Genomic DNA, 17,228 nt, shown 5'->3' with positions numbered 1-17,228 from the left:
CTGCTCTCTCGATGACGTTGGCTCAGACCTCCAGCGAGGCCTTGCGCGAGGCGAGCACCTCGTCGATGAGGCCGTACTCCTTGGCGTCATCCGAGGACAGGATCTTGTCGCGCTCGATGTCGTTGCGGACCTGCTCGGACGTGCGGCCGGTGTGGTGTGCCAGCGTGTCCTCGAGCCAGGTGCGCATGCGCAGCACCTCGTTGGCCTGGATCTCGATGTCGGACGCCTGGCCGTAGTCACCGCCGGACAGGGCGGGCTGGTGGATGAGGATGCGTGCGTTGGGCAGCGCGAACCGTTTGCCCGGCGCACCGGCGCCCAGGAGCACCGCCGCCGCGGACGCAGCCTGACCGATGACGAACGTCTGGATGTCCGGCCGGACGAACTGCATCGTGTCGTAGATCGCCGTCATCGCCGTGAACGACCCACCGGGGCTGTTGATGTACATGAGGATGTCGCGGTCGGGGTCCAGCGACTCGAGCACGAGCAGCTGGGCGATGATGTCGTCCGCCGACGCGTCGTCGACCTGGACGCCGAGGAAGATGATGCGGTCCTCGAAGAGCTTGTTGTAGGGGTCCGACCGCTTCATGCCGTAGGAGGTGCGCTCCTCGAACTGCGGCAGGATGTAGCGGCTCTGCGGGGCGGGAACGGCAAGGCGACCCGTGGGGTTGATCATCATGGCGTTCCTCACTTCTCGCTGCCGTCGGTCTTCGCGTCGGCCTGGCCCACGGTGTCGCCCTCGATGGCCTGTCCGGAGCTCGAGAAGACATGGTCGACGAAGCCGTACTCCTTGGCCTCCTGGGCGCTGAACCACCGGTCCCGGTCGGAGTCCTTCTCGATCTGCTCGATCGTCTGACCGGTGTGCTCGGCGATGAGCTCGGCCATCTGCTTCTTGACGTAGAGCATCTGCTCGGCCTGGATCTTGATGTCGGTGGCCGTGCCGCCGATGCCACCGGACGGCTGGTGCATCATGACCCGCGCGTGCGGCGTGGCATAGCGCTTGCCGTGCGTGCCGGCCGACAGCAGGAACTGGCCCATCGAGGCCGCCATCCCCATGGCGACGGTCGCGACGTCGTTGGGGATCCAGTTCATCGTGTCGAAGATGGCCATGCCCGCGGAGATCGAGCCGCCCGGGCTGTTGATGTAGAGCCAGATGTCCTTCTCGGGGTCCTCCGCCGAGAGCAGCAGCAGCTGCGCGCAGATCGCGTTGGCGTTGTCGTCGCGCACGTCCGACCCGAGGAAGATGATCCGCTCCTTGAGCAGGCGGTTGTAGATGTGGTCGTCCAGACCACCGGGCATGCCGGTGCCGTTGGCGGAGATGTCCGAAGTCACCTTGTCTCCATCGTCGAAGTTGTCCCGCCCGGCCGGGCAGATCCCCGGTTGGCTGGCTCGTCACTGACCCTAACGCCCGGAGGTGGGGGAGGATTTCCCGAACCCCGCCGTGTTCGCCCTGAGCGCACAAACCGTCCCCGACGGGCGGGCGTTCCGGGTCGTATGCCGCTGGGCTCGGTCCCGTGGGCCCGCGCAGGCGAGCGCGGGCCGGCTCCCGGGGGCTGCGTGGTACCCGGGAGCCGGCCCTGTCCAGCACTCCGGTCGAGGGACCGGAGTCAGCTCACCGCGGGGTCGTCGCCCTCGCCGCGAACGGGCTGCTCGACGTCGTGGTGCGTCTCGACGCCCCGGACGTCCCCCGCGTCCTCGAGCGACTCCTCGAGGGGCCGGTTCGCCTTGGCACTTCCATCGGCGCTGCCCCGCTCGACGTCCATCTCGTCCGGCTCGTGCGGGATCTCGCCCGCCGTGCGGTTCGTCTCGGTCACTGCCGCCTCCTCCGTCGGGTCTCATCCCGGTGCGGTCCGCCCTCGCCGCAGCGGTGCGTCGGACCACTACCCAGTCGAGTTGGAGCTGCACGGGCCCCACAGCACAACACGACGGCCGGCGCCCCGAGAAGGGGCACCGGCCGTCGTCGCTGTGCTGCGGAACTCAGGCCTTCGCTGCCTCGTCGGCCTCGTCGGCCTCGTCGGCCTCGGCAACGGGAGCGTCCGTCGGCTGCGCCTCGGCAGCCTCGATGTCGCCAGCCCCGTCTGCCTCGGCGTCCACGGGCTCGTCCTCGTCGGCCTCGGTGCCCGGCACGGCCTCGTTGAGGTCGACCACATTGCCGGCCGTGTCCTTGACCGAGACCTTCTCGAGCACCGACGCGAGCGCCTTGCGACGGGCGACCTCGGCCACCATGGCGGGGATCTGACCCTCCTTGTCGAGGGTCTGCGCGAAGGCGTTGGGGTCCATGCCGTACTGCTGCGCGTTCATCACGAGGAACTCGATGAGCTCGGCCTGCTGGACCTGGACCTCTTCCCTCTCGGCGATCGCGTCGAGCAGGAGCTGGGTCTTGAGGCCCTTGCGGGTGCTCTCGTCGACCTCGGCGCGGTGCTCGTCGTCCTCGAGCCGGCCCTCGCCCTCGAGGTGCGAGTTGACCTCGGCCTCGACGATGCCCTCGGGGATCGGGACCTCGACCCGCCCGAGGATGGCGTCGAGCAGCTGGTCGCGGGCGGAGACGCCCTGGGCGAACTTCGCGTCGACCTCGGCCTTCTGGGTGAGGTCTGCCTTGAGCTCCTCGAGCGTGTCGAACTCGGACGCCAGCTGGGCGAACTCGTCGTCGAGCTCGGGCAGCTCGCGCTCCTTGACGGCCAGCACGGTGACGGTGCAGTTGGCCTCGCGGCCCTCCTGGTCACCGCCCGCGAGCGGGGCGACGAACGACTTCGTCTCGTCGGCGGCCATCCCGACGAGCGCCTCGTCCATGCCCTCGAGCATGTTCTTGCTGCCGACCTCGTACGAGACGCCGTTGACGGCGTCGATCTCCTCGCCGTCGATCTCTGCAGACAGGTCGATGGAGACGAAGTCGCCGTCCTGGACGGGCCGGTCGACCCCCTTGAGCGTGCCGAAACGGGCGCGGAGCGCGTCGAGCCGCTCGGCGACGTCGTCGTCGGAGACGACGGCCTCGTCGACGGTCAGCTCGATGTCGGAGAAGTCGGGCAGCTCGATCTCGGGGCGACGGTCGACCTCGGCGGTGAAGGAGAAGTCCTCGCCGTCGGTGGCCGGCACCTTGAGGTCGGTGATCTCGGGCTGGCCGAGCGGGCGGACGTCGTTCTCCTCGAGCGCCCGGCCGTAGAGGTCGGGAAGCGCGTTGTTCACGGCCTCCTCGAGGACCGCGGCCCGACCGACGCGCTGCTCGATGATGCGCGCCGGGACCTTGCCCTTGCGGAAGCCGGGCACCTGAACATGCTCACCGATGTGCTTGATGGCCGCATCGAGGCTCGGCTTGAGCTCCTCGAACGGGACCTCGACGGTCAACTTGACCCGGGTCGGGCTGAGGGTCTCGAGCGCACTCTTCACTGCGGGTACTCCATGTCGGCTGTTGGGGATGGGTGAACGGACGGGGAGGTGGACTCCGACGGTTGCCGTCTGGGCGCACCGACGCACCATGCTATCGGTCGCGCCGGTCCCGGACTAAATGCGTGCTCCTATGCTCGGGACCATGAGCGCCCCACGACCGTCGCCTGACCACGCACTCGCCGCGCTGCGTCCACTCCAGCTCGTCAGCGCCGCGATCGGGATCGGTGCCGTCATGCTCACCGCGATGCGCATCCTCGTGGACCTGGACCCGGTGCCGCCGTCGTGGCTCGCCGTCGGCCTCGTCCTCGCGGCGGTCGTCCTGGCGACCGCCGCCATCACCCTGTTCGGCTACGCCGTCCCGTCGCTGCCACGCGGGCTCCCGCGTGAGAACGCCGCCAGGACGAGCCTGCGCTACTTCGGATCGACGACCGTCCTGCGCTCCGCGATCGCGGAGACCCCGGTCCTCGTCGCCTTCGCCGTGTCCTTCGTCGTCACGCCCCACTCGTGGCTGCCGCTGCTCATCGCCCTGCCCGTCACCGGGGCGCTCTTCTGGTGGCACGCGTGGCCCTCCCCGCGCACTGCCGCCGCGGTCGCGAAGGGACTCGAGGCGGAGGGCGCGGAGAGCCACCTCAGCGAGACGCTGGGCTTCGTCGGGAACTGAGCTCAGCGGCATACGGCGTCATCGGCCGTATGCCGATGGGCCGGCGCGCGCGCTCAGCCGACCGTCCCGATCACCGACCCCTGTCGTGCGCCTTCACCTTCACCGACGATGATCCGCACAGTGCCCCCGGCCGGTGCGACCACCTCGGCGTCGACCTTGTCCACGGCCACCTCGGCGATGAGCTGTCCTTCGACCACGGTCGCCCCGTCGTCGACGAACCAGGTCGCCACGACGCCCTCCGCCGCAGGGTCGTCCGTGGACAGCCCGGGAAAGACCACGTCCGCCATGGCTCAGCCCACGACCTTGCGGATCGCCGCGCGGATCCGGTCCTGTCGCGGGAGCACCGCGTACTCGAGCTCGCGCGCGTACGGGATCGGCACGTCGGGCACCGCGACCCGGACGGGTGCCGACTTCAGCGCGACCCCCCGCTCGGCCACCGTGGCGACGATCTCGCCCGACAGGCCGAAGGACTGGTAGTCCTCGTCGACCACGACGAGACGGCCCGTCTTCCCGACCGAGGCGACGATCGCGTCACGGTCGAGTGGGACCAGGCTGCGCAGGTCGAGCACCTCCACGTCGACGCCCTCCGCTGCCAGCTCCTCGGCCACCTCCAGGGCGTGCTGGACCGACAGCGACAGGGTGACGACGGTGACGTCCGCGCCCTCCCGGACCACCGCAGCCTTGCCGATCTCGACCTCGTAGGCCTCCGCGGGCACGTCGCCGACCGACCGGGACTGCTTGGCCATCCAGACCAGACCCTGCAGGCCCTTGTGGAACAGGTAGATCACCGGGTTGTCGTCCCGGATCGCGGCCGTCATGAGGCCCTTGGCGTCGGCCGGGTTGCTCGGCACGACGACCTTCATGCCCGGCAGGTGGGCGAACGTCCCCCACAGGCACTGCGAGTGCTGCGCCCCGTCGGAGTAGCCCCCTCCCACCGCGGTCATGAGCACCATCGGCACCTTGACGTTGCCTCCGGACTCGAAGTGGATCTTGGCCATGTGGTTGTAGATCTGGTCCATGCAGACGCCGAAGAAGTCGACGAACATCAGCTCGACGACGGGCCGCATCCCTTCGGTGGCTGCGCCGATGCCGAGCCCGATGAACGCGGTCTCCGAGATGGGCGTGTCCAGCACCCGCTCCGGTCCGAACGTGTCCAGCAGGCCCGTCGTCGAGCCGAAGATGCCGCCGTAGGCTCCGACGTCCTCGCCGAGGACGATCACGGACGGGTCGCGCTCCATCTCCTGTGCGATCGCCTCGACCATTGCCTTGGCACCCGTGAGTCGACGCGTGGTCTCTACTGTGGTCATCGCTCTCTCCTCCTCTGGGTCACGCGAAGACGTACTGGGTTGCGGTGGACGGGTCCGGAGTCGGTGACGACTTGGCGAACTCGAGCGCCGCCTCGACCCGTTGCCTGGCCTCGGCGCGCAGCTCCTCGACCTTGGTCTCGTCGAGGACGGCGTCGGCGATGAGCTGCTGTTCGTAGGTGGGGATGGGGTCGCGCGCCGGCACCTCGGCGAGCTCTGGACGGTAGGCCTGGGCATCCCCCTCGAAGTGGCCCCAGAGGCGCAGCGTGTGGACCTCGATGAGGGTGGGTCCGCCGCCGCTGCGAGCCCGCTGGACGGCCTCGTCCGCCGCGTCGTAGACCCCCTCGACCGCGTTGTCCTCCACCCGAACGCCGGGGATGCCGTAGGCCGCGGCACGGTCGGCGTTGGACATCACCGACGTCGACGCGGCGCGAGGGACCGAGATGGCCCAGTCGTTGTCCTCCACGACGAAGACGACGGGCAGGTTCCACAGGGCAGCGAGGTTGAGCGACTCGTGGAACGCGCCCTGGTTGGCTGCCCCCTCGCCGGTGACGGCCACCGCGATGGCGCCGGTCCCCTGCCGCTTGAACGCGAGGGCCTGGCCGAGCGCGGGGGGATAGCCCTCGGCGATGATGCCCGAGCACGAGAAGTGGGTCATCGGGTCGAAGAGGTGCATGTGCCCGCCTCGGCCCCGGCCGAGCCCGGTCTCGCGGCCGTAGATCTCCGCGGCGAGCTTGTTCAGATCCATGCCGTGGGCAATGGCGAAGTGGTGGGGGCGGTGTGTCGCGGTGACCGCGTCGCGGTTGTCGAGGTGGGCGCAGACCCCCGCCGCCACCGGCTCCTGGCCCGCCGACAGGTGCATCTCCCCCGGGATCAGCCCCGCGCCGATGTCCCACGCGGGCTTCTTGTCCGCGTGGTAGTCGGCGAGGATCGCCTCCTCGAAAGCGCGGATCTGCACCATCGTGGTGTAGAGGTCCGCTCTGGTCTTGTCCTCCATGTGGACGCCTCCTCCAACTTCTCCGGTCGGTGCCGGGCGCGCCGACACTCGCCACGGTTCCCCGGTGTGGATGAGGAGTCAAGGGTCGTTGGTCCCCGCATGGAGGGCACCGTGCACCCGGTCGAGGTCCGGGGCTCTTTCCGCCGAGCGCGCGAGGTGCGCTCGGCGGAAGGTCAGGAGCTGGTGGAGCGGGCGACGAGAATCGAACTCGCGTAATCAGTTTGGAAGACTGAGGCTCTACCATTGAGCTACGCCCGCAGGGCCGCTGGTTGACCCGGCGATCCGAGGCGCTAGCCTACTGGTTCGCGTCCCGTCCGCTGAAATCGACCCGTCCCGCGGGTATCTTCGTGCCGGTCGGTACGACGGGGCATGGCGCAGCTTGGTAGCGCGTCCGCTTTGGGAGCGGAAGGTCGCAGGTTCAAATCCTGTTGCCCCGACCGAAGGTCCCCTCAACAGGGGAGGAGCGAGGCACGAGCGACGGCGTGCCCCGACCGAAGGTCCCCTCAACAGGGGAGGAGCGAGGCACGAGCGACGGCGTGCCCCGACCGAAGGTCCCCTCAACAGGGGAGGAGCGAGGCACGAGCGACGGCGTGCCCCGACCATGTGATGTCTCAGGACATCGGCGACAGCCGGACCTGCACTGTGCAGGTTCGCCTCAGCCGACGAGGTCGAGGCGTAGCTCGTGGATCTCGCGCCCGGCGGCCCGGCCCTTGGCCTCGAAGCCCACGGCGGGACGCCAATCCGGGCGGTCGACCCGGCGCCCGTCGAACCGCGGGTGCGCGGCCACCTCGTCGAGCACGTGCCTGGCGTAGAACTCCTGGTCGGTGGCGACGAGGATATGCCCAGCGGGCTTGAGGACGCGAGCGAGCAGGTCGAGGTTGGTCGGGGAGACGAACCGGCGCTTGGTGTGCTTCTTCTTGCGCCACGGGTCGGGGAAGAAGAGGTGGATGGCGTCGAACACCCGGTCCCCCACCCGCTCCTCGAGGAAGACGACCGCGTCTCCCTGCTCGACCCGAAGGTTGGGCACCTGGGCAGCCTCGGCGTCGGCGAGCATCCGGGCGAGGCCCGGCGAGTGCACGTCCATCGCGACGATGTCCCACTCGGGGCGCGCGGAGGCGAAGGCGATCGCGGCGTGGCCGTGCCCGCAGCCGATCTCCAGGACGACGGGGGCGACCCTGCCGAAGGCCTGCTCAGGGTCGAACCGTCCAGGGGGCAGGGCACGCGCGGGGGCCAGTCGGTGCAGCCGGTCGAGGGTCAGTGCAGACCGACGTCCGCGACGGACGAAGCTGCGTACCCGCGCCGGCGCGACTCCCTGGGGCAGGTCCGGCACCTCATGGGCTCGCCGGCGCGCCGGCTCGGCGGGTCCACGCGAGGAGTGCTCGGCGGGCTGGTCAGTCGGCTGGTCGGCGAGCTCGTTCACCCCGGCATCGTAGTGAGGCCGGCGTTCACCGGACCTTCCCGACGGGTCTGCATGTTCGACACCGGTCAGGACGACGAGGTCGCCTGGGGATCGATGGGGTCAACGGCGCCAGATGGTGACGACGGCGCGGTCGTCGCCGTGGCCTGCCATCGCGTGGTCACAGAGCCGCTGCGCCAGCCCCTCGAAGCCCTTGGTGACGAACGACTCGGCACGACCCAGCATCCGGTCGATCCCGTCGACCAAGGTCTTGTCGCGAGCCTCGATGACGCCGTCGCTGTAGAGGACCAGCGCGTCGCCGCGGCGCAGCGTGCCGACCTCGCGCGGATAGTCGGCGTGCTCGATGACGCCCAGCAGCGGGCCCCTCCCGCCCGAGAGCATCCGCCAGCGTCCCGAGCCGGCCGCGAACTGTGCAGCGGCGGGGTGCCCGGCGTAGCCGATGGAGAACACCCCCGTCTCGAGGTTGATCGCCACGTGGACCGCAGTGGCGAATCCCTCCGGCCACCGCAGCCGCAGCAGGTGGTTGTTCGCAGCATGCAGGAACCCCCGCTCGCTCATCTCGCCGAGCAGCCCGCCGAGGGCACCGGACAGGAGCAGGGACCGCGTGCCTGCCTGACGACCCTTGCCGGACACGTCGACGAGCGCGATCTCGAGGGTCGTGCCGTCGGTGGATCGACCGGCGACGACGAAGTCCCCAGCGAAGCTGTCGCCGTAGGCCGACTCGAGGGCGACCTCCGCGGACCAGTCGGGCGGCAGCTCGGGCAGCTCACCCTGGGCCCGCAAGCGGTCACGCATGTCGACGAGCATCGACTCACCGCTGACCCCGACCACTCCCACCTGGGCGCGGGCGTGCGCGAGCCAGATCATCAGGAGCATCGTCGCCAGGGTGACGAGCTCCGTGCCGAACGTCGCCCCCTTGCGCTCGCCGAGGGCGGCGCCGACGACCGCCATGGTGGCGAACAGCGCGACGTAGACGATGACGAGGTGTCTCGGCTCGAGGAAGAGCCCGCCCACGACGACGAGCAGGGCGAAGATGCCCCAGGGGACGTGCTCAGGCCAGCTGGAGATGGCCCAGCCGGCGCCCAGCCCGAGCAGGACCAGGCCGACGACGAGCAGCCACGGCGCCCGGGACATCCAGGGAACCATCATCCGGGCACGACGGATCGGCCCGGCCGCGATGCTCGGGCGGCTCGAGACATACGTCTCCTTGAGGGCCACGGGCCTCCATCCCTGGATCGTAGGGGCCGTGGAGGGTCCGGCTGGCAGCGATCCTCGTTGCTTCAGTGAGGGGGAGTCAGTCGTCGGGCCCACCCTGACGGTGGCCCCTCAGCTGACCGAGTCCGGCAGCGGCGGGAGCATCCGGTCGGCCTCGTACGCCGAAACCATACCTATGCGACGGCTGTGGCGCGCGTCATCGGAGAATTCCGTGTCCAAGAAGGTGTCGACGATCTGCGTGGCCACGTCCTCCGGCGTGAAACGAGCCCCGATCGAGACGACCTGGGCGTCGTTGTGTTCCCGGGCGAGCGCGGCCAGCTCGGCCGAGTAGGCGAGCGCGGCCCGGATGCCCGCCACCTTGTTCGCAGCCATCTGCTCTCCGTTGCCGGATCCCCCTAGGACGACGCCGCGCGACCCCGGGTCGGCGGCCACCGCCTCGGCAGCCCGGAGGACGAACACCGGGTAGTCGTCCTGGGCGTCGTAGCTGAACGGACCGTGGTTGACGACGTCGTGACCGGATCGTTCGAGGTGCGTCATCAGGGTCTGCTGGAGCTCGTAGGAGGCGTGGTCGCCGCCAATGTGGATACGCATGTTCGTCCTTTGGTGCACTGCGTGCGGAGGGTGGGAGATGGTCCAGCGCCGGGGCGGGCGCCTCAGGTGAAGATCGGGTGCTCGGTTCGGGTCCGCTTGAGCTCGTAGAAGCCGGGTGTGCCGGCGACGAGGACGCAGCCGTCCCAGAGCCGCGCAGCGTCCTCCCCCTTGGGAGCCGGGGTGACGACCGGACCGAAGAAGGCCACGCCCTCGACCGCGATGATCGGCGTGCCGACGTCGGTGCCGACGAGTGAGATCCCACGCTTGTGGCTGCGACGCAGGGCGGCGTCATGGGTCTTGTGATGGGCGGCGGACGCGATGCGACCGGGCAGACCCACCTCCTCGAGGGACTCTCGGACCACCCGGTCGAGGTCCGTCATCCTCCCCGGGTGGATCCGAGTGCCCATGGCGTCGTAGAGCGGCTTGACGACCCCTGGGCCATGCTCCTCCGCGGCAGCGACGATGACGCGGACCGGGCCCCAGGCGTTGTCCATGAGGGAGCGGTAGGCCGCGTCGAGGTCGCGGTGCTCGTTGAGCACGGCGAGGCTCATCACCGACCAGGTGACCTCGACGTCACGCAGCCGCTCGACCTCCATGAGCCAGCGCGAGGTCATCCAGGCCCAGGGGCAGATCGGGTCGAACCACATCTCCACCGAGCTGCGGTCGGTCTGGCTCTCGGCGGCGGTGTCGTTCGGGGTCTCGTTCGGGGTCTCGGTCGGGGTCTCGGTGGCCATGCCCTCATCCTTCCATCCCCGGCTCGTGCCCCGGTCCCACTGAGCGGTCCCTGGGTCCGCCGACTTCCGTGCGAGGATGTCCACCGCGACGAGGCCGTCCCCACCGCACGGACCGGTCTCCCCCACGAATCCCGTCCCATGAGGAGGACTTCCGTGCCCGGCAAGAACCTGACCCGCGACGAGGCGGCCCTGCGTGCCAGCCTGCTGCGAGTCGAGACGTACGACGTCGTCCTCGACCTGACCACGGGCCCGGAGACCTTCCGCACCGTCTCAACCGTCCGTTTCAGCTGCTCCGAACCGGGCGCCGAGAGCTTCATCGACCTCATCCCCGACTCGGTGGAGAAGGTCACGCTCAACGGTGTCGAGCTCGACCCCGCCCAGGTGTTCGCTGAGTCGCGGGTCACCCTGCCGGGCCTCGGGGCGGACAACGAGCTGACCGTCGACGCCACGGGCCGCTATACCAACACCGGCGAGGGCCTGCACCGCTTCGTCGACCCCGTCGACAACGAGGTCTACCTCTACACCCAGTTCGAGGTGCCCGACTCGCGGCGGATGTTCGCGGTCTTCGAGCAGCCCGACCTCAAGGCCTCCTTCCGGTTCACCGTCACGGCACCCGCGCACTGGAAGGTGATCTCCAACTCCCCAACTCCCGTGCCAGCCCCGGGTGGAGTCGTGGACCACACCGAGGTCGCCACGTGGGAGTTCCCGCCGACGAAGCGGATCTCCTCGTACATCACCGCGCTCATCGCCGGTCCCTACGACGAGGTCCGTGACGAGGTCGCGACCCGGAATGGCGTCGTGCCGCTCGGCGTCTTCTGCCGCAAGTCCCTGAGGCAGCACCTCGACGCCGACAACATCTTCGACTGCACGAAGCGCGGCTTCGCGTTCTTCGAGGCGGAGTTCGACCAGCCCTATCCCTTCGAGAAGTACGACCAGGTCTTCACGCCCGAGTACAACATGGGGGCGATGGAGAACGCCGGCGCGGTGACGTTCACCGAGGTGTACGTCTTCCGGTCGAAGGTCTCCGAGGCGAAGGTCGAGCGGCGGGCCCTGACGATCCTGCACGAGCTGGCCCACATGTGGTTCGGCAACCTCGTGACGATGAAGTGGTGGGACGACCTCTGGCTCAACGAGTCGTTCGCCGAGTGGGCCTCCACGACGTGCCAGGCCGAGGCGACCCAGTGGCGCAGCGCCTGGACGACCTTCGGGACGGCCGAGAAGGCCTGGGCCTACGCGCAGGACCAGCTCACCTCCACGCACCCGATCGCCGCGGACATGCGGCACCTCGAGGACGTCGAGGTCAACTTCGACGGGATCACCTACGCCAAGGGCGCCTCCGTCCTCAAGCAGCTCGTCGCCTACGTCGGTCGCGAGCCCTTCGTGGCGGCCCTCCGCGAGTACTTCGCGCAGCACGCCTGGGGCAACACGACGCTCGCCGACCTCCTCGGCGAGCTGGAGCGGGCCTCCGGGCGAGAGCTCACCTCCTGGTCGAAGCTCTGGCTCGAGACGGCCGGAGTCAACACGCTCCGTCCCGTCTTCGAGGTCGCGGAGGACGGCACGTTCAGCTCGTTCTCCGTGGTGCAGACCGCTGCAGAGTCGCACCCGACCCTGCGTCCGCACCGGGTCGGCATCGGCCGCTACGACCGCGACGGCGACACCCTCGTCCGGGTCGGCTACGACGAGGTCGACATCGACGGGGACCGGACCGACCTGCCGGAGCTCGTCGGCGTGGCCCAGCCCGACCTGCTGCTGCTCAACGACGACGACCTCGCCTACGCGAAGATCCGCCTCGACCGGCGGTCACTGCGCACCGCGCTCGACCTGCCCCGGGGCTTCCAGGGGTCGCTGCCCCGCTCGCTGGTGCTCGGCGCCACCTGGGACATGACCCGAGACGCGGAGATGCCGGCGCGCGACTTCGTCCGCTTCGTCCTCGACTCTCTCCCCGGCGAGAGCGACTCGACGCTGCTGCGTGTCCTGCTCACGCAGATCACCACGGCGACGCGCCTCTACACCGCACCTGACCACCGCGCTGAGACGGCCGCGCTGCTCTCCTCGACGCTGCATGGACTCGCCGAGTCGGCAGAGCCGGGCAGCGACGCACAGTTCCAGCTGCTGGAGGCCTGGGCCAACACCACCGTCGACCCGGCCGACGAGCGGCAGTTGCGAGGCCTGCTCGCCGGTGAGTCGACCCTCCCCGGCCTCAGCATCGACACGGAGCTGCGCTGGGTGCTCGTTCGCGCCCTGGCCGCCCTCGGCGCCGCCGACGCCGCCGAGATCCAGGCGGAGCTCGACCGGGACCCGACCTCGACGGGACGGGAGCGCGCCGCCGAGGCGCTCGCCGCCCGTCCGACCGCCGAGGCCAAGGCGGACGCGTGGACGAAGGCCGTGGAGCACAACGACCTGTCCAACCAGATGGTCCAGGCCATCGCCGGCGGCTTCCGGCGGAGCACCGACCGGTCGCTCCTCGAGCCCTACGTCGAGAAGTACCACGCGATGCTGCTCGATGCCTGGGCAGCTCGGAGCGTCGCGATCGGCGAGCGCGTCGTCGGCGGGTTCTACCCGTTCGACCTGGCGGACGAGACGCTCAAGGCAGCCTCTGACGCATGGCTGCGCACCCACCCGGATGCTCCCGCGGGTCTGGCCCGGACCGTCGCGGAGAACCGGGACACGATCGCCCGTGCCCTGCTCGCGCAGGCGAAGGACGCCGAGCGCGACTGAGCCGCCGAGCGGCACCGAGCTGGGCGGCATACGGCATCGACCGGCGGGGGGTCGCGCGGGCCCCGTCCCGAGTTGAAAGGATGAGCCGTATGCCGCTCAGCTCAGTTCCGATGCTCACGTGGGCCCAGGTGGGTGACTGGCTCTTCGGGGTCCCGGTCAGGATCATCGTCACCCTGGCGCTCGCCGTCGTCGCCCGCTGGCTGCTCCTCCGGCTCATCGACCGGGTCGTCAGCACCGCCACCAGCCGGCACGCCCAGCGGCTCGCGGAGCTGCCGGGTGGCGGGCGTTCGCTGGTGCAGGCCATCGGCCTGGCCCACGAACGCCACGTCCAGCGGACCCGGACCATGGGCTCGCTGCTGCGCAGCGTCATCACCGTGGTCGTCGCCACCGTTGCGGTCCTCACTGTCATGGCGCTGCTCGAGATCCCGCTGGCACCGCTCCTCGCCTCCGCAGGGGTGGGTGGCGTGGCGCTCGGCTTCGGGGCCCAGAGCCTGGTCAAGGACTTCCTCTCCGGCATCTTCATGATCATCGAGGACCAGTACGGCGTCGGGGATGTCATCGACACCGGGGAGGCCGTCGGGACCGTCGAGAACGTCACGCTCCGCGTCACGCAGCTGCGCGACGCGAGCGGCGTGACGTGGTACGTCCGCAACGGCGAGATCGTCCGCATCGGCAACCGTTCCCAGGGCTGGTCCACGGCCATGGTCGACATCCCGGTCGCCTACGACGAGGACGTGGAGCGGGCCCAGCGCGTGATCCGCGCCGTCGTCGAGACGATGGACCAGCAGGCTCCCTGGGACGAGAAGCTCCTCGGCCCGCCGGACGTCGTCGGGGTCGAGTCCATCGCCGGAGGCGCCGTGACGATTCGCGTCCTGGCCAAGACCGTCGCCCAGGAGCACTTCGCGGTCCAGCGGGAGATCCGCGAACGCGTCAAGCTGGCGTTCGACCGGGAGGGGATCCGCTCCCCCGTCCTGCTCCCGCAGGTCCCCCCCTTCAGCGGCAAGGCCGGGGGGCCCTGACCGGTCTGGGAGAATCGCCCGGTGACCTACTACGACGACTTCGGCGGCCACGAGACCTTCGCCAAGCTGGTGCGCGAGTTCTACCGAGGCGTCGCCCAGGACGAAGCGCTCCGGGCGCTCTACCCCGAGGACGACCTCGGTCCGGCGGAGGACCGACTGCGCCTGTTCTTCGAGCAGTACTGGGGCGGCCCGACGACCTACTCCGAGCAGCGGGGCCACCCTCGGCTGCGGATGCGACACGTGCCGTTCGCCGTCACCCCGGACATGCGGGACCGGTGGCTGCTGCACATGATGCGTGCCGTGGACACGCTCAACCTTGACGCCGAGCTCGACGACCGCCTCCGCGACTACCTCACCCGAGCCGCGTACTCGCTGGTCAACGCGCCGGGGCCGGACGGCGCCTACTGATCCTCCCCGGTCTCACAGGGACTCACAGGTTGTTGAGAGGCTGCTGCTTGGTCGTGGGTGTTGTCTGGCATCAGGACGAAAAACCCCCGATGCTCGCCGACACGGCGGGTCGCAGAAAGGACAAGGATCGACATGCTGCCGATCAACAAGAGGATGGCTGGGATCGCCACCGTCGGAGTGGCCGCGGTCGCGCTCGGTCTCGGGTTCTCCAGCGTGGCTCAGGCGCAGGAGACCCCGACGCCCACCACCACGACCCAGAGCGCCGCCACCGACACGAGCCGCATGGGACGCGGGATGGGGCACGGCGCCCCAGGCATGCACGCCGACCTGTCCGACCTCGCCACCGCCCTCGGCGTGGACGAGACGAAGCTCCGCGACGCCATGGACGCGGCCCGCGACAGCCTGCGCGACCAGATGGCTGGCCTGAGGGACTCGGCGCAGAACGGCGGCATCGACCGTGACACGGTGCACAACCAGATGCAGGGCACCATGGCCAAGACCCTCGCGAACAAGCTCGGCATCGACGTCAGCAAGGTCGAAGCGGCCCTCGAGAAGGTCCAGGCCGCCCACGAGGCGGAGCGCGACCAAGCGCTCACCGACCTGCTCGACCAGGCGGTCACGGACGGCAAGCTCACCCAGGCCGAGGCGGACGCCGTCAAGAAGGCGATCGACGCGGGCGTGATCGGTGGCCGCATGGGCGGCATGCGCGGTGGCGGCATGGGCGCCGGCATGGGGGCCGGCATGGGCGCCGGCATGGGCGCTGGCATGGGCGCCGGTCTCGGTACCTGAGCCCTCCTGAACCGACCCCAAACGGTCCGGCCCGCGCCTCCCTCGTGGAGGCGCGGGCCGGACCGCGTGGGGGGTTGCGGGCCCGCCCAACCACGTCAGGATGCAAGAATTTGCAGAACTTGCTTTGGTTTTCGGCCCGGATGGTCAATCATGTTCCCTCGTGACCTCGATCTCGACGCCGACCCGAGCCGGTGACCTCGCCGGCCCCTCTCTGCACGTGCCGACGACTCCGGTGCACCCCCCGGAGTCCCCGGACTCGCCCTGGTGGCGCCATGCGGTGATCTACCAGGTCTACCCGCGGTCGTGGGCCGACTCCGACGGCGACGGGATCGGCGACCTCCCCGGCATCACCGCGCGCCTGGACCACCTCCGCAGGCTCGGTGTGGACGCCCTCTGGCTCTCGCCGTTCTACACGAGTCCGCAGGCAGATGCCGGCTACGACGTGGCGGACTACCGCGACGTCGACCCGACGTTCGGCACCCTGGCCGACGCAGACCGGCTCATCGAGCGGGCCCACGCCCTCGACCTGCGGGTCATCGTCGACCTCGTCCCCAACCACAGCTCCGACGAGCACCCCTGGTTCCGGGCTGCGCTCGCGGCCGCGCCCGGTTCGGCGGAGCGGGCCCGCTATCTCTTTCGCGACGGCAGAGGCGCCGCCGGCGAGCTGCCCCCGAACAACTGGGAGTCCGTCTTCGGTGGTCGCGCCTGGACCCGGGTGACCGAGCCGGACGGCACACCCGGCCAGTGGTACCTGCACCTCTTCGACTCGAGGCAGCCGGACTTCAACTGGCAGCACCCCGACGTCCGCGCGGAGTTCGAGTCGGTCCTGCGCTTCTGGCTCGACCGAGGCGTCGACGGGTTCCGCGTGGACGTCGCGCACGGTCTCGTCAAGAAGGACGGTCTGCCGGACCACGAGGCCCGCACCCAGATGCTCGGCGACACCGAGCAGGCCGCCGCGCACGTGCTCGAGGGGGCGGAGCCGGAGCCGACCCACCACACGCCGTACTGGGACCAGGACGGCGTCCATGAGGTCTACCGCGCCTGGCGCGCCATCCTCGACTCCTACGGCGCCCCCGACCGCATCCTCTGCGCGGAGGCCTGGGTCGAGCCTCAGGAGCGCGCAGTCCACTACCTGCGGCCGGACGAGATGCACCAGGCGTTCAACTTCGACTTCCTGGGGACCCCATGGGTCGCCGAGGACCTCGTCGCCGTGGTCGAGCGGTCCCTCCAGGCAGCTGGCTCCGTCGGCGCCCCTTCGACGTGGGTGCTGTCCAACCACGACGTCGTGCGTCACGCCACTCGTCTCGGTTACGCGCCCGGAACGAAGCGTCCCAACGGGATCGGTGCCGACGACCCGCAGCCGGACCGCGAGCTCGGCCTGCGCCGGGCGCGCGCTGCCACCACCCTGATGCTCGCGCTGCCCGGCAGTGCGTACCTCTACCAGGGGGAGGAGCTCGGCCTGCCCGACTCCACCGACCTGCCCGACGAGCTCCGGCAGGACCCCAGCTTCCTGCGCAGCGCCGGCACCGAGAAGGGACGCGACGGCTGCCGGGTGCCGATGCCGTGGGCCGCCGACGCAGAGGGCCTGGGCTTCGGCCCGACGCACCGCACCTGGCTCCCCCAGCCCGACGTCTATGCCTCCTACGCCGTCGACCGGCAGTTCGGCGTCGCGGGGTCGACCCTCGAGCTCTACCGGGACCTGCTGCGAGTCCGTCGCGAGCTGGCCGTCGGGAGCGGGTCGCTGGCCTTCGTCGAGGGTTACGGCTCGGACGTGGTGGCGTTCGTCAACGCGAGCCCCTCTCGGGGCCGGCTCCTCGTGGTCGCGAACCTCGGCTCGGAACCGGTCGCCCTGCCGGACGGAGCCCGGGTCCTCGTGTCGTCCGGCCCTCTCGAGGGCGGCCTCGTGCCCACCGACACGAGCGTGTGGGCGATCTGGTCCTGACGGTGGGCGGACTGCGCCGAGGGTCCATCGACGGCCGTGCCCCGGCGACTAG

The 17,228-nt window shown here is 70.1% G+C and carries 17 protein-coding genes and 2 tRNA genes; 7 read left to right on the top strand and 12 right to left on the bottom strand.

The window, feature by feature from the left end; genetic code table 11:
• Positions 1–22: 22 nt before the first annotated feature.
• From INTCA_RS06950 to tig, 4 genes are all read right to left on the bottom strand, one after another.
• Entirely contained in the window at positions 23–676 is a 654-nt protein-coding gene (locus tag INTCA_RS06950) for an ATP-dependent Clp protease proteolytic subunit (protein ID WP_013492205.1), read from the bottom strand.
• A gap of 8 nt (positions 677–684) precedes the next feature.
• Positions 685–1,296: an ATP-dependent Clp protease proteolytic subunit gene (locus INTCA_RS06945; protein WP_052338093.1), complete on the bottom strand. Its 612-nt coding sequence runs from the start codon at positions 1,294–1,296 to the stop codon at positions 685–687.
• Positions 1,297–1,604: 308 nt separating this feature from the next.
• The gene (locus INTCA_RS06940) at positions 1,605–1,811 is read right to left on the bottom strand and encodes a hypothetical protein (RefSeq protein ID WP_013492203.1); all 207 of its coding nucleotides are present in this window, start codon (positions 1,809–1,811) and stop codon (positions 1,605–1,607) included.
• Between the two features lie 163 nt (positions 1,812–1,974).
• Positions 1,975–3,381: a trigger factor gene (gene tig / locus INTCA_RS06935; RefSeq protein WP_013492202.1), complete on the bottom strand. Its 1,407-nt coding sequence runs from the start codon at positions 3,379–3,381 to the stop codon at positions 1,975–1,977.
• Between the two features lie 142 nt (positions 3,382–3,523).
• On the opposite strand from tig, the gene INTCA_RS06930 reads away from it, so the two are divergent.
• Positions 3,524–4,042, top strand: a complete 519-nt coding sequence (locus tag INTCA_RS06930) for a hypothetical protein (RefSeq protein ID WP_148236507.1) — start codon at positions 3,524–3,526, stop codon at positions 4,040–4,042.
• Between the two features lie 53 nt (positions 4,043–4,095).
• Here INTCA_RS06930 and INTCA_RS06925 read toward each other — a convergent pair whose 3' ends face one another.
• The 4 genes from INTCA_RS06925 to INTCA_RS06910 form a co-directional block, all read right to left on the bottom strand.
• Positions 4,096–4,329 carry a biotin/lipoyl-containing protein gene (locus INTCA_RS06925; protein ID WP_013492200.1) on the bottom strand — a complete coding sequence of 78 codons (234 nt, stop codon included), beginning with the start codon at positions 4,327–4,329 and terminating at the stop codon, positions 4,096–4,098.
• A gap of 3 nt (positions 4,330–4,332) precedes the next feature.
• A complete protein-coding gene (locus INTCA_RS06920; protein ID WP_013492199.1) occupies positions 4,333–5,349 on the bottom strand; it encodes an alpha-ketoacid dehydrogenase subunit beta in 1,017 nt (338 codons plus the stop codon).
• Positions 5,350–5,368: 19 nt separating this feature from the next.
• The gene (locus INTCA_RS06915) at positions 5,369–6,343 is read right to left on the bottom strand and encodes a thiamine pyrophosphate-dependent dehydrogenase E1 component subunit alpha (protein WP_013492198.1); all 975 of its coding nucleotides are present in this window, start codon (positions 6,341–6,343) and stop codon (positions 5,369–5,371) included.
• A 184-nt stretch (positions 6,344–6,527) separates the two neighbouring features.
• A tRNA-Gly gene (locus INTCA_RS06910) sits at positions 6,528–6,601 on the bottom strand.
• Positions 6,602–6,706: 105 nt separating this feature from the next.
• Between INTCA_RS06910 and INTCA_RS06905 the strand changes: the two genes are divergently transcribed.
• A tRNA-Pro gene (locus tag INTCA_RS06905) sits at positions 6,707–6,780 on the top strand.
• Positions 6,781–6,998: 218 nt separating this feature from the next.
• Here the strand turns inward: INTCA_RS06905 and trmB are convergent.
• The 4 genes from trmB to INTCA_RS06885 form a co-directional block, all read right to left on the bottom strand.
• Positions 6,999–7,763 (bottom strand): tRNA (guanosine(46)-N7)-methyltransferase TrmB, encoded by a 765-nt coding sequence (gene trmB, locus INTCA_RS06900; RefSeq protein WP_148236506.1) that lies wholly within the window; start codon positions 7,761–7,763, stop codon positions 6,999–7,001.
• Between the two features lie 99 nt (positions 7,764–7,862).
• On the bottom strand, positions 7,863–8,978 hold the full coding sequence (locus INTCA_RS06895) for a PP2C family protein-serine/threonine phosphatase (RefSeq protein WP_013492196.1): 1,116 nt from the start codon (positions 8,976–8,978) through the stop codon (positions 7,863–7,865).
• Between the two features lie 108 nt (positions 8,979–9,086).
• Positions 9,087–9,566 (bottom strand): ribose-5-phosphate isomerase, encoded by a 480-nt coding sequence (locus tag INTCA_RS06890; RefSeq protein WP_013492195.1) that lies wholly within the window; start codon positions 9,564–9,566, stop codon positions 9,087–9,089.
• A gap of 62 nt (positions 9,567–9,628) precedes the next feature.
• Positions 9,629–10,213, bottom strand: coding sequence for a mycothiol-dependent nitroreductase Rv2466c family protein (locus tag INTCA_RS06885; protein WP_041308493.1), 585 nt, complete (start codon positions 10,211–10,213; stop codon positions 9,629–9,631).
• Positions 10,214–10,453: 240 nt separating this feature from the next.
• On the opposite strand from INTCA_RS06885, the gene pepN reads away from it, so the two are divergent.
• From pepN to INTCA_RS06860, 5 genes are all read left to right on the top strand, one after another.
• Positions 10,454–13,018 carry an aminopeptidase N gene (pepN, locus tag INTCA_RS06880; RefSeq protein ID WP_013492193.1) on the top strand — a complete coding sequence of 855 codons (2,565 nt, stop codon included), beginning with the start codon at positions 10,454–10,456 and terminating at the stop codon, positions 13,016–13,018.
• A gap of 89 nt (positions 13,019–13,107) precedes the next feature.
• Positions 13,108–14,037, top strand: a complete 930-nt coding sequence (locus tag INTCA_RS06875) for a mechanosensitive ion channel family protein (protein WP_013492192.1) — start codon at positions 13,108–13,110, stop codon at positions 14,035–14,037.
• Positions 14,038–14,058: 21 nt separating this feature from the next.
• On the top strand, positions 14,059–14,445 hold the full coding sequence (locus INTCA_RS06870; protein ID WP_013492191.1) for a globin: 387 nt from the start codon (positions 14,059–14,061) through the stop codon (positions 14,443–14,445).
• A gap of 132 nt (positions 14,446–14,577) precedes the next feature.
• Positions 14,578–15,234 carry a hypothetical protein gene (locus tag INTCA_RS06865; protein ID WP_013492190.1) on the top strand — a complete coding sequence of 219 codons (657 nt, stop codon included), beginning with the start codon at positions 14,578–14,580 and terminating at the stop codon, positions 15,232–15,234.
• 160 nt (positions 15,235–15,394) lie between these two features.
• Positions 15,395–17,176: a glycoside hydrolase family 13 protein gene (locus tag INTCA_RS06860; RefSeq protein WP_013492189.1), complete on the top strand. Its 1,782-nt coding sequence runs from the start codon at positions 15,395–15,397 to the stop codon at positions 17,174–17,176.
• Positions 17,177–17,228: the final 52 nt, after the last annotated feature.

Origin of the sequence: Intrasporangium calvum DSM 43043, from assembly GCF_000184685.1 — a bacterium.
GTDB classification, from domain to species: Bacteria; Actinomycetota; Actinomycetes; order Actinomycetales; family Dermatophilaceae; genus Intrasporangium; species Intrasporangium calvum.
This window is presented reverse-complemented; position numbering and strand designations above follow the sequence as displayed.

Excerpts from the sequence above, each read along its gene's own strand:
- INTCA_RS06945 (WP_052338093.1), bottom strand. The coding sequence starts at position 1,296 with ATGCCCGGTGGTCTGGACGACCACATCTACAACCGCCTGCTCAAGGAG.
- INTCA_RS06930 (WP_148236507.1), top strand. The coding sequence starts at position 3,524 with ATGAGCGCCCCACGACCGTCGCCTGACCACGCACTCGCCGCGCTGCGT.
- INTCA_RS06875 (WP_013492192.1), top strand. The coding sequence starts at position 13,108 with ATGCCGCTCAGCTCAGTTCCGATGCTCACGTGGGCCCAGGTGGGTGAC.
- INTCA_RS06865 (WP_013492190.1), top strand. The coding sequence starts at position 14,578 with ATGCTGCCGATCAACAAGAGGATGGCTGGGATCGCCACCGTCGGAGTG.
- INTCA_RS06950 (WP_013492205.1), bottom strand. The coding sequence starts at position 676 with ATGATGATCAACCCCACGGGTCGCCTTGCCGTTCCCGCCCCGCAGAGC.
- INTCA_RS06890 (WP_013492195.1), bottom strand. The coding sequence starts at position 9,566 with ATGCGTATCCACATTGGCGGCGACCACGCCTCCTACGAGCTCCAGCAG.
- INTCA_RS06925 (WP_013492200.1), bottom strand. The coding sequence starts at position 4,329 with ATGGCGGACGTGGTCTTTCCCGGGCTGTCCACGGACGACCCTGCGGCG.
- INTCA_RS06885 (WP_041308493.1), bottom strand. The coding sequence starts at position 10,213 with ATGTGGTTCGACCCGATCTGCCCCTGGGCCTGGATGACCTCGCGCTGG.
- INTCA_RS06920 (WP_013492199.1), bottom strand. The coding sequence starts at position 5,349 with ATGACCACAGTAGAGACCACGCGTCGACTCACGGGTGCCAAGGCAATG.
- INTCA_RS06915 (WP_013492198.1), bottom strand. The coding sequence starts at position 6,343 with ATGGAGGACAAGACCAGAGCGGACCTCTACACCACGATGGTGCAGATC.